The 12,825-nt window shown below is 70.9% G+C and carries 13 protein-coding genes; 4 read left to right on the top strand and 9 right to left on the bottom strand.

Annotated features, from left to right (window positions below; all coding sequences use genetic code 11):
- Position 1 precedes the first annotated feature (1 nt).
- Genes AC1MEY_RS01585 through AC1MEY_RS01565 form a run of 5 tightly spaced genes read right to left on the bottom strand, consistent with a single transcriptional unit; the run spans position 2 to position 4,779 of the window.
- Positions 2 to 388, bottom strand: coding sequence for a DUF1330 domain-containing protein (locus AC1MEY_RS01585; RefSeq protein ID WP_480229003.1), 387 nt, complete (start codon positions 386 to 388; stop codon positions 2 to 4).
- Positions 379 to 678: an RNA-binding protein gene (locus AC1MEY_RS01580; protein WP_480229002.1), complete on the bottom strand. Its 300-nt coding sequence runs from the start codon at positions 676 to 678 to the stop codon at positions 379 to 381. Before AC1MEY_RS01580 ends, AC1MEY_RS01585 begins: the two co-directional genes overlap by 10 nt.
- A gap of 49 nt (positions 679 to 727) precedes the next feature.
- Positions 728 to 1,573, bottom strand: a complete 846-nt coding sequence (locus tag AC1MEY_RS01575; RefSeq protein WP_480229001.1) for a pseudouridine synthase — start codon at positions 1,571 to 1,573, stop codon at positions 728 to 730.
- Positions 1,570 to 3,315, bottom strand: coding sequence for a glycerol-3-phosphate dehydrogenase/oxidase (locus tag AC1MEY_RS01570; protein WP_480229000.1), 1,746 nt, complete (start codon positions 3,313 to 3,315; stop codon positions 1,570 to 1,572). The genes AC1MEY_RS01575 and AC1MEY_RS01570 overlap by 4 nt, the downstream gene beginning before the upstream one ends.
- 48 nt (positions 3,316 to 3,363) lie before the next feature.
- Positions 3,364 to 4,779, bottom strand: a complete 1,416-nt coding sequence (locus AC1MEY_RS01565; RefSeq protein ID WP_480228999.1) for an NAD(P)H-quinone dehydrogenase — start codon at positions 4,777 to 4,779, stop codon at positions 3,364 to 3,366.
- 59 nt (positions 4,780 to 4,838) lie between these two features.
- On the opposite strand from AC1MEY_RS01565, the gene AC1MEY_RS01560 reads away from it, so the two are divergent.
- Positions 4,839 to 5,321, top strand: coding sequence for a gamma-glutamylcyclotransferase family protein (locus AC1MEY_RS01560; RefSeq protein ID WP_480228998.1), 483 nt, complete (start codon positions 4,839 to 4,841; stop codon positions 5,319 to 5,321).
- Positions 5,322 to 5,355: 34 nt separating this feature from the next.
- Here AC1MEY_RS01560 and AC1MEY_RS01555 read toward each other — a convergent pair whose 3' ends face one another.
- Together AC1MEY_RS01555 and AC1MEY_RS01550 are read right to left on the bottom strand one after the other, a co-directional pair.
- The gene (locus AC1MEY_RS01555; protein WP_480228997.1) at positions 5,356 to 6,528 is read right to left on the bottom strand and encodes an amidohydrolase; all 1,173 of its coding nucleotides are present in this window, start codon (positions 6,526 to 6,528) and stop codon (positions 5,356 to 5,358) included.
- Positions 6,525 to 7,709, bottom strand: coding sequence for a M20 family metallopeptidase (locus AC1MEY_RS01550; RefSeq protein WP_480228996.1), 1,185 nt, complete (start codon positions 7,707 to 7,709; stop codon positions 6,525 to 6,527). The genes AC1MEY_RS01555 and AC1MEY_RS01550 overlap by 4 nt, the downstream gene beginning before the upstream one ends.
- Positions 7,710 to 7,767: 58 nt before the next feature.
- Here AC1MEY_RS01550 and AC1MEY_RS01545 point away from each other — a divergent pair, with 58 nt between their 5' ends.
- Positions 7,768 to 8,571 carry a purine-nucleoside phosphorylase gene (locus tag AC1MEY_RS01545; RefSeq protein ID WP_480228995.1) on the top strand — a complete coding sequence of 268 codons (804 nt, stop codon included), beginning with the start codon at positions 7,768 to 7,770 and terminating at the stop codon, positions 8,569 to 8,571.
- Here the strand turns inward: AC1MEY_RS01545 and AC1MEY_RS01540 are convergent.
- Positions 8,517 to 9,617: an AbrB family transcriptional regulator gene (locus tag AC1MEY_RS01540; RefSeq protein WP_480228994.1), complete on the bottom strand. Its 1,101-nt coding sequence runs from the start codon at positions 9,615 to 9,617 to the stop codon at positions 8,517 to 8,519. The two genes, AC1MEY_RS01545 and AC1MEY_RS01540, sit on opposite strands and share 55 nt — an antisense overlap.
- An 88-nt stretch (positions 9,618 to 9,705) precedes the next feature.
- Here AC1MEY_RS01540 and AC1MEY_RS01535 point away from each other — a divergent pair, with 88 nt between their 5' ends.
- Together AC1MEY_RS01535 and AC1MEY_RS01530 are read left to right on the top strand one after the other, a co-directional pair.
- Positions 9,706 to 10,167 (top strand): MarR family winged helix-turn-helix transcriptional regulator, encoded by a 462-nt coding sequence (locus AC1MEY_RS01535; RefSeq protein ID WP_480228993.1) that lies wholly within the window; start codon positions 9,706 to 9,708, stop codon positions 10,165 to 10,167.
- A gap of 4 nt (positions 10,168 to 10,171) precedes the next feature.
- Complete coding sequence (locus AC1MEY_RS01530; protein ID WP_480228992.1) at positions 10,172 to 11,692, top strand: phospho-sugar mutase; 1,521 nt, start codon at positions 10,172 to 10,174, stop codon at positions 11,690 to 11,692.
- Positions 11,693 to 12,453: 761 nt separating this feature from the next.
- Here AC1MEY_RS01530 and AC1MEY_RS01525 read toward each other — a convergent pair.
- On the bottom strand, positions 12,454 to 12,795 hold the full coding sequence (locus AC1MEY_RS01525) for a hypothetical protein (RefSeq protein WP_480228991.1): 342 nt from the start codon (positions 12,793 to 12,795) through the stop codon (positions 12,454 to 12,456).
- Positions 12,796 to 12,825 lie beyond the last annotated feature (30 nt).

Here is a 12,825-nt window from a genome sequence, read left to right as displayed (position 1 = left end):
GTCAGTCGGCGAGCGACCACACCGACGTCGCGACGAGGTCGCCGTACTCCAGCGCAGCGGAGCGGTGTGCGTGCACGTCGGCGTAGCCAGGCCCGGCGATCATGTCGAGAAAGGCGGCGGGCGATGGGTATTCGACGACGAGTATCGCGTCCCAGCCCGGTCGCTCGCCGTGGCCGATCACCGTCGTCGGCGACGTTCCGGCGTACTTCACCGTCGCACCGACCCGCTCGATGTGCGGCACCACCTCGCGGGCGTACTGCAGATAGCGTTCCCTGCCGCCGTCGACGTGGAACGTCAGCAGATTCACCATGACGACGGGTTCGTCGGCCGGCCGCCGCGCCAGGACCTCGAGCTGCTCGCGCGTGGGTTCCAGCCGGCTCACACGCACCCGCTGACGCTGATCCGCCTGCCGACGTTGGCGCACACGCTGACGTTCGGTGCCGGCGGCACGTACACCGGCGGGGGCGGTGGTGGCGGCGGCGCTTCACCCGGCGGAGGGGGCGGAGGCGGCGGCGCCAGCGCGTCGTTCAGTTCGTACAGCGGATCCGAACAGCCGCTGACGTCGACGTGGCGACCGCCGATGGAGCCGCAGACCGCCTCGGCATCAGGCGCCAACGCCACCGGCAGGCCCGCGGCGAACAGCACGGCACACGCGGCGATTCCCAGCTTTGCATTCACCCGTCCATCGTGCGCTCGAAAGCGACCTCCGCACGCGTGATTGGCCGATCTAGATCGATCTTCCGGTCGTGAAGGTGCGCAACTCGCCCGTCACCGGGTCGTCGAATTCGAGGCGCTGCGCCAGCAGCGCAAGTGGCCGGGAGAAGTCGTCGGCCGCCACGTCGAGCACGTCCGGATACAGCGGGTCGCCCTGGATCGGCAGTCCCAGCGACGCCATGTGCACTCGCAACTGATGCGTGCGACCCGTCCGCGGCGCGAGCCGGTAGAGACCGTCGCCGAGATGCTCGACGAACGTCTCGGCATTGGGTTCGCCGGGTTCCTCGTAGGCTTGGAGCACGCTGCGCTCCTTGACGATCCGGCTCCGCAGCGTCATCGGGAAGTCGACCTTCGGGACGGCCGCCCGGGCGAGGTAGGCCTTGCGCGCCACGCCGCGCGCGAACATCGTCTGGTAGGCGCCGCGCACCTCGCGGCGCGCCGTGAACAGCAGGACGCCGGCCGTCAGTCGGTCCAACCGGTGCGCGGGACTCAGCTCGGGCGCGTCGAGTGCTCGCCGCAACCGCACTAGTGCGGTCTGCGCGACGTGCGACCCGCGCGGCATCGTCGCCAAGAAGTGCGGCTTGTCCACCACCACGATGTCGTCGTCGCGGTGCAGGATCGGCATGTCGAACGGGACCTCGACCTCGTCGGGCAGGTCCCGGTAGAGGTAGACGTGAGCCCCCGCGGGAAGCACGCTGTGCTCGTCGAGCACCTCACCGCCGACCGAGAACACCTCGCCCGCGCGGACTTTGGCGCCGGAGGCGAACCGTCGCTCGAACTCGTCGACCAGGAGGCCACCGTGGACCCGCACCCGCGCGGGTCCTATGCCGTTGCGCACGGGCAGCGGCGCAGGCCTCACGTCAGCGGCACCGGTTCCAGGATCTCGGCACGTGCCTCGGGTGCCGCGGCACGCAGAGCATCGGCCGCTTCGTCGTCGGGCTCCTGCTGCGACTTGACCTCGGCGTCGACCCGCGCGAGGTAGGTCTCCACCTCGCGGTCGACGTCGTCTGCGCTCCAACCCAGCACGGGCGCAACCACTTCGGCGACCTCGCGGGCACAGTCGACGCCGCGGTGCGGGTACTCGATCGAGATGCGCATGCGACGCGCCAAAATGTCCTCGAGGTGCAGCGCACCCTCGGCCGCAGCGGCGTAGTAGGCCTCGACCTTCAGGTACACCGGCGCCTCGGTGATCGGCGCGAGCAGGTCCGGCTTGCCCTCCGCCATCGCGAGCACCTCGCCGATCAGCGAGCCGTACCGGTCCAGCAGGTGCCGCACCCGGTACGGATGCAGGCCGTAGTGCGACCCCACGTGCTCGGTCTGGTTGATCAGCGCGAAGTACCCGTCGGCACCCATGAGCGGCACCTTCTCGGTGATCGACGGCGCGACGCGCGTCGGCACGAACTCCGCCGCCGCGTCGATCGCGTCCTCGCCCATCACGCGGTAGGTGGTGTACTTGCCGCCCGCAATCGCGACCAGGCCCGGCGAGGGCACCGCCACGGCGTGTTCGCGCGACAGCTTCGACGTCTCCTCGCTCTCACCCGCCAGCAGCGGGCGCAGGCCCGCGTACACGCCGTCGATGTCGTCGTGGGTCAGCGGCGTGGCGAGCACGGTGTTGACCGTGCCGAGGATGTAGTCGATGTCGGCCTTCGTCGCGGCCGGGTGGGCCAGGTCGAGGTTCCAGTCGGTGTCGGTGGTCCCGATGATCCAGTGCGTGCCCCACGGGATGATGAACAGCACCGACTTCTCGGTACGCAGGATGATCGCGACCTCGCTGACGATCCGGTCGCGGGGCACCACGATGTGCACCCCCTTGGACGCACGCACCCGGAACCGCCCGCGCTGCTTGGACAGTGCCTGGATCTCGTCGGTCCACACGCCGGTGGCATTGACGACGACGTGTCCGCGGACGTTGGTGACCTCACCGCTCTCGGAGTCGCGGACCCGCACGCCGGTGACCCGGTCGCCCTCGCGCAGCAGCGACACGACCTGCGTCGACGTCCGCACCACCGCACCGTAGTGCGCCGCCGTGCGCGCCACCATCATGGTGTGCCGGGCGTCGTCGACCACGGTGTCGTAGTAGCGGATCCCGCCGATCAGCGAGTTGCGCTTCAGGCCGGGCGCCAGCCGCAACGCGCCACCCTTGAGCAGATGCTTCTGCGCGGGAACGGATTTCGCGCCCCCGAGCTGGTCGTAGAGGAAGATGCCCGCGGCGATGTAGGGCCGCTCCCACAGTCGCTTGGTCAGCGGGAACAGGAAGGGCAGCGGCTTGACGAGGTGCGGCGCGAGCGTGGTCAGCGACAACTCGCGCTCGTGCAGCGCCTCGCGGACGAGTCCGAACTCCAGCTGTTCGAGGTAGCGGAGCCCGCCGTGGAACATCTTCGAGCTTCGGCTCGAGGTGCCCGACGCGAAGTCGCGGGCCTCCACGAGCGCCACCCGCAGGCCGCGCGTCGCCGCGTCGAGGGCCGCGCCGGCGCCCACCACGCCACCGCCGATGACGACGACGTCGAACTGCTCGTCGCCCAGCCGCTCCCAGGCGCGGGCGCGCTGCTCGGGGCCGAGCAGGGTTTGCCCGTTTCCGGGTCCTGGGATCGGATCACTCACGTCAGAGGCTCCTAGTTACTCGTCAGTACGACACCCAGGCTAGCCGCATCAGTCCAGATCGTCGTGTGACATCAATCGGCGGGCCGTCTCGACCATCGACCCCGACAGCGACGGATACACCGACAGCGTCTGCGCCAGGTCCGTCACCGACAGGTTGTTCTGCACCGCGAGCGCGATCGGCAGGATCAGCTCCGACGCGATCGGCGCCACGACGACACCGCCGATCACCACGCCGGTGGCGGGCCGGCAGAAGATCTTCACGAAGCCGCGGCGCAGCAGCGACATCTTCGCTCGCGCGTTTGTGGTCAGCGGCAGCATCAGCGTGCGGGCCGGCACCGTGCCGTCGTCGATCTTGGTCTGCGGCACCCCGACCGCCGCGATCTCGGGACGGGTGAACACCGCCGCGGCGACTGTGCGCAACCGGATCGGCGAGACGCCCTCGCCGAGCGCGTGGTACATCGCGATGCGGCCCTGCATGGCCGCCACCGACGCGAGCGGCAGCAGCCCGGTGCAGTCACCCGCGGCGTAGATGCCGGACGCCGTGGTGCGCGACACGCGATCCACCGACAGATAGTTGCCCCGGCCCAGTTCGATTCCGACGCGCTCCAACCCCAAACCGCTGGTGTTGGGCACGGAACCGACGGTCATCAGGGCGTGGCTGCCCTCGACGGTGCGGCCGTCGGCGATCGACACCTTCACTCCGTCCGCCGTCCGGGTCACCGACTCGGCGCGGGCGTTCTTGACCAGGCGCACCCCGCGCTCGGCGAACGCCTCCTCGAGCACGGCAGCGGCGTCGGAGTCCTCGTGCGGCAGGATCTGGTCCCGGCTGGCGACCACCGTCACCTTCACGCCGAGTTCGGTGTAGGCGCTGCAGAACTCCGCACCCGTCACACCCGAGCCCACGATGATGAGGTGTTCGGGCAGCTCGGTGAGGTCGTAGAGCTGCCGCCAGTTGAGGATGCGTTCGCCGTCGGGCACGGCATTCGGCAGCACGCGGGGGCTCGCGCCCGTCGCGATCAGCACGACGTCGGCCTTGAGCGTGCCGACCTTGCCGTCGCGCGTCGTCACCTTGACCCGGTGGTGCGCCATGCCGGGGACGTCGTCGACGAGTTCGCCGCGGCCCTGGACCACCGAGACGCCGTCGCGCAGCAGGTTCGACCCGATGTCGGCCGACTGCGACCGGGCGAGAGTCTTCACGCGGTTGTGGATCTGCGACAGCGAGATCTTCGCGTCGTCGATGTCGATGTCGAAGCCCAGGCCGTTGGCGCGTCGCAGCTCGGTCCGCACGCCGGTCGACGCGATGAACGTCTTCGACGGCACGCAGTCCCACAGCACGCACGCACCGCCGATGCCGTCCGAGTCGACCACGGTGACCTGCGCAACCTCGGGGCCTCGGGCCGCCGCGACGAGCGCTGCTTCGTAGCCGGCGGGGCCTCCGCCGATGATTGCTATGCGGGTAACCACGCCCACCATCTAACCCCGTGTCGCCACAGCTCTCCCCGCGAACCCTTAGGCTTGCCCCCGTGCCGCTCTATGCCGCTTACGGATCGAACATGCATCCGGAGCAGATGCTTCAGCGCGCCCCGCATTCGCCGGTGGCGGGTACCGGCTGGCTGAACGGCTGGCGACTGACCTTCGGCGGCGCCGACATCGGCTGGGAGGGCGCGCTCGCGACCCTCGTCGAGGATCCCGAATCCAAGGTGTTCGTCGTGCTCTACGACATGACCAAGGAGGACGAGGAGAACCTCGACCGCTGGGAGGGCTCCGAACTCGGCTTCCACAAGAAGATCCGCTGCCGGGTGCACCGGCTGTCGTCCGACACCGACAGCACCGATCCCGTGCTGGCGTGGCTCTACGTCGTCGACGCGTGGGAGGGCGGCATCCCGTCGGCCCGCTACCTCGGCGTCATGGCCGAGGCCGCGGAGATCGCCGGCGCACCCGAGGCCTACGTCCGCGACCTGCGGACCCGCCCGTCCAGCAACGTCGGGCCCGGCACTCCGTCCTGAGCGCCACCTACGTGACGGTTGCGCTGCGCTCCACCTACGTGACGGTTGCGCTGCGCTCCACGATGTTGGCGAGCACCCGCACGCCCACGGCCAACGCACGCTCGTCGAGATCGAACGTCGGCTGGTGCAGGTCGAGCTGCGGACCCTGCCCGGACCACACCCCGAGACGCGCCATCGCACCCGGCACCTCCTCGAGGTACCAGGAGAAGTCCTCCCCGCCGCCCGACTGCCGGGTGTCGGCGAGCGCATCCGCACCCACGTCCTCGATCGCATGGGTGAGGATGCGCGTCGACACCTCCTCGTTCACCACCGGCGGGACGCCGCGGCGGTAGTTCACCGCGTACTGCACCTGCAACGGCGCGAGGAGCGACGCGACGATCTCGCCGACGAGGTCCTCCATGCCCACCCAGGCCTCGCGGCTCGCGGTGCGGATGGTGCCCGCCACCGAGCCGGACTGCGGGATGGCGTTGGCGGCGACGCCCGCGTTGACCGCGCCCCACACCATGACCGTGCTGTTGCGGGGATCGGCACGGCGCGACAGCACGCCGGGCACGCCGGTGATCAGGGTGCCGAGCGCGTACACCAGGTCACCCGTCAGGTGCGGTCGGGACGTGTGCCCGCCGGGTGACTGCAGCGTGATCTCGATCTGGTCGGCGGCCGACGTGATCGGACCGGCGATGGTCGCGACCTTGCCCACCGCGAGCCGCGGGTCGCAGTGCAGCGCGAAGATCCGCGTGACGCCGTTGAGGGCGCCGGCGGCGACCGCGTCGATGGCGCCGCCGGGCATCAGTTCCTCGGCGGGCTGGAAGATCAGCCGGACGCCGATCGGCAGCTCCGGCGCGGACGCCAGCGCCAGCGCCGTGCCCAGCAGTACCGACGTGTGACCGTCGTGCCCGCAGGCGTGCGCCACCCCCGGCACCAGCGACGAGAACGGCAGCTCGGTGCGCTCGGCCATCGGCAACGCGTCCATGTCGGCGCGCAGCGCGACCCGTTGTCCGCCCTCGGGGCCGAAGTCGCACGTCAGTCCGGTGCCGCCCGGCAGCACCTTCGGGTTGAGGCCCGCGTCGGCGAGGCGCGAGGCGACGAACTGCGTCGTCCCGAACTCCTGCCGGCCCAGCTCGGGGTTGGCGTGGATGTGCCTGCGCCAGGCGATCAGCTCGGCCTCGTGCTCGGCCAGCCAGGCGTCGACGTAGGGGCGCAGCGTCATGACGCCACCCGCCGTGCCTGCCGCGCCAGCACCCGGTCGCGCTCCTTCGGCGACTCGGCGAGGCGGACCACCGTGCGGGCCAGCATGACGGCGCCCTCGATGACGGCCTCGTCGGCGCTCGGTCCCGCGGCGGCCGCGGCGAACGCGGGTTGATGCACCGACGCTCCTCCCGCGTCGATGCCGACGATCGGGTGGATGCCCGGCAGCACCTGCGTCACGTTGCCCATGTCGGTGCTGCCCAGCGGGAAGGCGGCCTCGACGTCGGCGCCGACCGGGGTGCGGCCCACGCGGACCATCTCCTCGCGGAAGACGTCGGCGAGCCACCGGTCGGGATTCAGTTCGTGATAGGCGGGTTCGGTCGGCTCCACGCCGTGCTCGCAACCGGTCGCGATCGCACCGGCGAGGAAGCAGTCGGCGATCCGGCTCTGCAGTTCCCGCAGGGATTCGGCGTCGTTCGCGCGCATCGTGTACTCCATCTCGGCACGGCCGGGGATGACGTTGGTGGCCTGCCCGCCGACGGTGACGATGCCGTGCGCCATCTGGCCGGGCGCCATCTGTTGACGCAGCAGTCCGATCGCCACCTGCGCGACGGTGATCGCGTCCGCGGCGTTGAGACCGAGGTACGGCGCGACGGCGGCGTGCGCCTCGCGGCCGAGGTAGGTGACCGCGACCTGGGACAGCGCGAGCGAGCGGGCGCGGGCGATGTCGAGCGGACCGGGATGCAGCATCACCGACGCGGCGACGTCGTCGAACACGCCGGCCTCGAGCATCAGCACCTTGCCGCCGCCGGCCTCCTCGGCGGGCGTGCCGAGCAGCACGACCTTGATGCCCAGTTCGCCTGCCACGTCCGCCAGTGCGAGCGCGGTGCCGACGGCCGACGCGGCGATCACGTTGTGGCCGCAGGCATGACCGATCCCGGGCAGCGCGTCGTACTCGGCGCAGACACCGATCACCAGGGGGCCGTCGCCGAACTCCGCGCGGAACGCCGTGTCCAGGCCCGCGGGCGCCGCGGTCACCTCGAACCCGCGCTCCGCGACGAGCGTCTGCGTCTTCGCGCAGCTGCGGTGTTCGGCGAATGCGAGTTCCGGTTCGGCGTGGATCGAGTGCGACAGCTCGATGAGATCACTGCGACGGTGCCGAACGGTCTCCTCCACGGTCGTCGACGCGCTGGCAGTGGACATGTCTCGCAGTATCTCACCGCGGGCCCGATCGCCTCGGTGGCGGTTAGGCTCCTCCCCTGTGAGCGACCTTCGATCCGCCCCGGACGCCTCGGCGGCAGCCGCCGAGGAACTGCTGCGGCGGACGGGTGTGGACGCCTTCGACGTGGCAGTCGTACTCGGGTCCGGGTGGGCGCCCGCGGCCGCGGAACTCGGCGAGCCGCACGCGGTGGTGCCGATGGCCGAGCTGCCCGGCTTCACGCCGCCCACCGCGGTCGGCCACGGCGGCGAGGTGCGGGCGCTGACGGTCGGCGACACGCGGGTGCTGGTGTTACTCGGCCGCATCCACGCCTACGAGGGGCACGACCTGCGCCACGTCGTCCATCCCGTGCGCACGGCCTGCGCGGCGGGGGCCTCCGTCGTCGTGCTGACCAACGCCGCCGGTGGGCTGCGTTCCGAGTACGGCGTGGGGCAGCCGGTGCTGATCAGCGACCACCTCAACCTGACCGCCCGGTCTCCGCTGGTGGGGGCACAGTTCGTGGACATGGTCGACGCGTACTCCCCCCGGCTGCGCGCGCTCGCGGCCTCCGTCGATCCGACGCTGACCGAAGGCGTCTACGCGGGTCTGCCGGGTCCGCACTACGAAACGCCCGCCGAGATCCGGGCGCTGCGCACGCTCGGCGCCGACCTGGTCGGCATGTCGACGGTGCACGAGACGATCGCCGCACGTGCCGCGGGCGCCGAGGTACTGGGCGTGTCGCTGGTGACGAACCTCGCGGCGGGGATGACGGGACTGCCGCTGTCGCACGACGAGGTGCTCGAGGCCGGGCGTCAGTCGGCGACTCGGATGGGTTCCCTGCTGTCCGAGGTGCTGGCCGGGCTGTAGCGCAACCGCCGGGTCGCAGCGACGAAACCGCGCGCCAGCAGGGGCGCCGCGAACAGCATTAGCAGGACGCGAACCACCTGCGCGGCCACGATGAACGTGACGTTCGAGCCCGTCTCTACGGCCGTGGCGAGAACGGCGTAGATGCCGCCGGGGCTGGTGGACAGATAGCCCTCCAGCGGGCTGATCCCAGCGACGTGGGCGAGCAGGATGCCCAGCCCCGCGCAGGCCACGTTGAGGAAGACGATGAGACCGAGCGCGGCGGGCAGGGCGCGCCCGATCGACTTGACCGACTCCCGGGTGAAGGACACGCCGGCCTGCCAGCCGATGACGGCGTAGCCGATCTGCACCAGCGCCAGCGGTACCGCCAGGCCGAGCGACGTGCCGGTCAGTTCGAGCGCGATGGTGATCGCCATCGGGCCCAGCAGGCCGGCGCCCGGCAGTCGGACGAGCCGACCCGCGGTGGCGCCCACCAGGACGATCACGACCATCAGGCCGATGCTCAAATACCAAGGCAGCGCGTCGGATTGGACCGGCGGCGCGGCGTCCGCGGTCTTCTCGGCGTGGTAGACGAACGTGACGACCAGCGGCATCGACGCGGTGATCAGCGCGACCCGCAGGTACTGGACGACCGCGACCACCCGGTCGTCGCCACCGAGTTCCCGTGCGATCGCGACGAGACCGGACGCTCCACCCGCGACGAGGGCGAGCGCGCCCGTCAGTGGGGTGACGTCGCGGTGCAGGCCGAGCAGTGCGCCGGCGATGATGCTCAGGGCCAGGGTGGCGACGGCGACGCCGAGCACGATGCCCCAGTCGGAGCCCAGTGCGTCGATGGCGTCGCGGTGCACCATCGTGCCGATGTAGACGCCGAGCACGCCCTGCGCCGCGAGACCGGCGCGGCGGGGCACGGCCTTCGGGGCCAGCGACGTCAGCGCCAGCACGATGCCGACCAGCAGTGCGGCGAAGAGCGCTGCCGACGGGACGCCGACCAGCGTCAGCGGCACGGTCACGGCGACCGTGACGACCATCAGCAGAATCCATCGCAGCATGATGCCAAGTATGCGCTCCGCTTTTCACGATCGCAATCCGCGTGTTGGCTGTTCACTTTCTCGCAATACCAAGGCTAAACTTGGCATCATGGAGACACCGTCGGCCACCGAACTTCGCGAATCGGTCGTGGCACTCACCCGTCAGCTACGCAGGCACCGGTCGGACAACGGCCTCACCCTCAGCCAGATGCAGACCCTCGGCGATGCCAGCCGGTTGGGCGTCACCACGCCCGCCGAGCTGGCCGCGCGGCTGGGGGTGCGCGTGCAGTCGCTGACCGACGGGCTCAACGAACTGGAGACGCGCGGACTGATTTCGCGGCGGGCAGACTCGCAGGACCGGCGACGGCAGCTCGTCGAACTCACCGACGAGGGGCGCACGCTGCTCGCCGCCGACCGCGCCGAGCGCGACGCCTGGCTGCAGGACGCCATGGCGCGGACGCTGACCGATCTCGAGGCCAACCTGCTGATGCTCGTCGCGCCGGTGCTCCGCAAGCTGGCCGATGAGGGCCCGCGCGAAGAGCAAGGAATCCGCGCCGACACCGCACAATGAGTCCATGACCGACGAGCCCCTGGTGTTCGGCACCGCAGGACTGCGCGGCCCCATGCGCGACGGGCCCGGCGGCATGAATGTCGAGACGGTGATGCGTGCCACGTGGGCGCTGGCCAAGGTGCTGCACGACCGCTGCCTCGGTGGGTCGACCGTGATCGTGGGCCGCGACGCCCGGCACCACTCCGACGACTTCGCATTGGCCGCCGCCGAAGTGCTTGCTGCCGAGGGGTTCTCGGTTGAGCTGCTGCCGGATCCGACGCCGACGCCGGTGGTCGCCTACGCCGTCCGCGAGCGGGGCGCCGCGGCGGGTGTGCAGATCACCGCGTCGCACAACCCGGCCGCCGACAACGGATACAAGGTGTTCGGCGAAGGCGGCATGCAGATCATCAGTCCGACCGATCGCGAGATCGAGGCCGCGATGGCCCTGGCGCCTGGCGACGTCGAGCGCGCCGAGGTCACGCCGGTCGGCACCGACCTGATCCATGCCTACGTCCGACGGGCCGCGACCGTGCGACGGGCCGACGGCGACGTGCGGGTGGCACTGACCGCGATGCACGGTGTCGGCGGCGAGGTGGCGCTTCAGGTGTTGCGCGCGGCGGACGTCACCGACGTGCACGTGGTGGCCGAGCAGTTCGCGCCCGACCCCGACTTCCCCACCGTCGCGTTCCCGAATCCCGAGGAGCCCGGCGCGACCGATCTGCTGCTCGCGCTGGCGGCGGAGGTGGACGCCGACGTCGCGATCGCCCTGGACCCCGACGCCGACCGATGCGCGGTGGGCATCCCGACCGCGACCGGCTGGCGGATGCTGTCGGGCGACGAGACCGGTTGGCTTCTCGGTGATTACGTTCTCTCGCAGCTGGACTCGGGGTTGGCCGCCGACTGCGTGGTGGCGAGCACCGTGGTGTCGTCGCGCATGCTGGCCGCCATCGCGGCCGCGCACGGCGCACGGCACGTCGAGACACTGACGGGCTTCAAGTGGTTGGCGCGAGCGGACTCGGCACTGCCCGGCGCGACCCTGGTCTACGCGTACGAGGAAGCGATCGGCCACTGCGTCGATCCGTCGGCGGTGCGAGACAAGGACGGCATCACCGCGGCGGTGCTGACGTGCGACATGATCGCTGCGCTGCGCCGCGACGGGCGGACGGTCACTGATGCGCTGGAGCTGCTGTTCCGCCGGCACGGCGTGTACGCGACCGGCGCGGTCTCGCGGCGCTTCGACGACGTGGACGAGGCGCGGTCCGTGATGGCGCGGCTGCGTGAGTCGCCGCCGCGGGAGTTGGTCGGGTTCGCGGCGACGGTAGACGACCTGGCGCAGCGGCGTGGGCAGCAGCAGACCGATGCGCTGATTCTCACGGGCGGCGACGCCGCGACGTCGGTGCGCGTCGTGGTCCGGCCATCGGGCACCGAGCCGAAATTGAAGTCCTACATCGAGGTTCGCCTCACACCCCGGGACGACGTGGCGGCCGCCACCGCCGCGGCCGACCGCGTGCTCGCCGAGCTGACCGAGGCCGTTCGCGGTTGGTGATGGTGGGAGCTGTCCCGCGCCCCGGACCCAGGGGTGCCGCTCCCCCACGCGTCAACGAATGATGACGCCCCCAGGAGCGGGCATGCTCCGGCGCCGGAACGACCACCGCTCAGATAGCACTCAGCGCCACCACTCGCACTTCCGTCACGTCAGCGCTACCCCAACGCACCGGACCCAGGAGTGTCGCTCCCCCACGCGTCAACGTTTGATGACGCCCCCAGGAGCGGGCATGCTCCGGCGCCGGAACGACCGTTCGCATAGCGCCCCGGACTCAGGGGTGCCGCTCCCCCACGCGTCAACGAATGATGACGCCCCCAGGAGACACCACCGTCCGGTCCGGCGCCCCAACGTCGAGATAGCAGTGGGCGCCACCGCCACTCGCATTTCCGCCTCGTCAGCGCTATCTCAACGCCCCGGACCCAGGAGTGTCGCTCCTCCACGCGTAAACAAATGATGACGCGCCCAGGAGACACCATCGTCCGGTGCCGGAACGACCGTTCGCATAGCGCCCTGGACCCAGGGGTGTCGCTCCCCCACGCGTCAACAAATGATGACGCCCCCAGGAGGGGGCATGCTCCGGCGCCGGATCGACCACCGCTCAGATAGCGCTCAGCGCCACCATTACTCGCACTTCCGTCACGTCAGCGCTACCCCAACGCACCGGACCCAGGAGTGTCGCTCCCCCACGCGTCAACGTTTGATGACGCCCCCAGGAGCGGGCATGCTCCGGCGCCGCAACGAGCAGTCCAGCCGCGAAGCGCTCAGATCATGCCGGGCGTCCCGATGCCGCCGCCGATCATCGGTGGCGGCGCGGGTGGGCTCCCCGCCGCAGTGCCGTCGGCGTTGATGCTTCCCGGGAGGCCGCTGCCGACGGCCGGGGGTGCCGGCGGGGCGTACGGCCCTCCGCCGCAGACCGCGTCCGCCGGCGACATCGCACATTGCGGATCCGCGGGACTCGTCGGAATCCCGAACGGCCCACCCTGGCAGGACGCCAGATACGGCTCCACGAAGCAGTTGGAGTCATCGGCGCCGGCCGGGGCCGCCGTCGACACGACCGCAGCGGCGATCGCACAGCACGTCATCATCAGCCGTCCACCGATCACCACTCGATGGTTGCACGGGTCGAGCCGCGA

This window comes from Mycobacterium sp. PTI7 (assembly GCF_056679845.1).
This window is presented reverse-complemented; position numbering and strand designations above follow the sequence as displayed.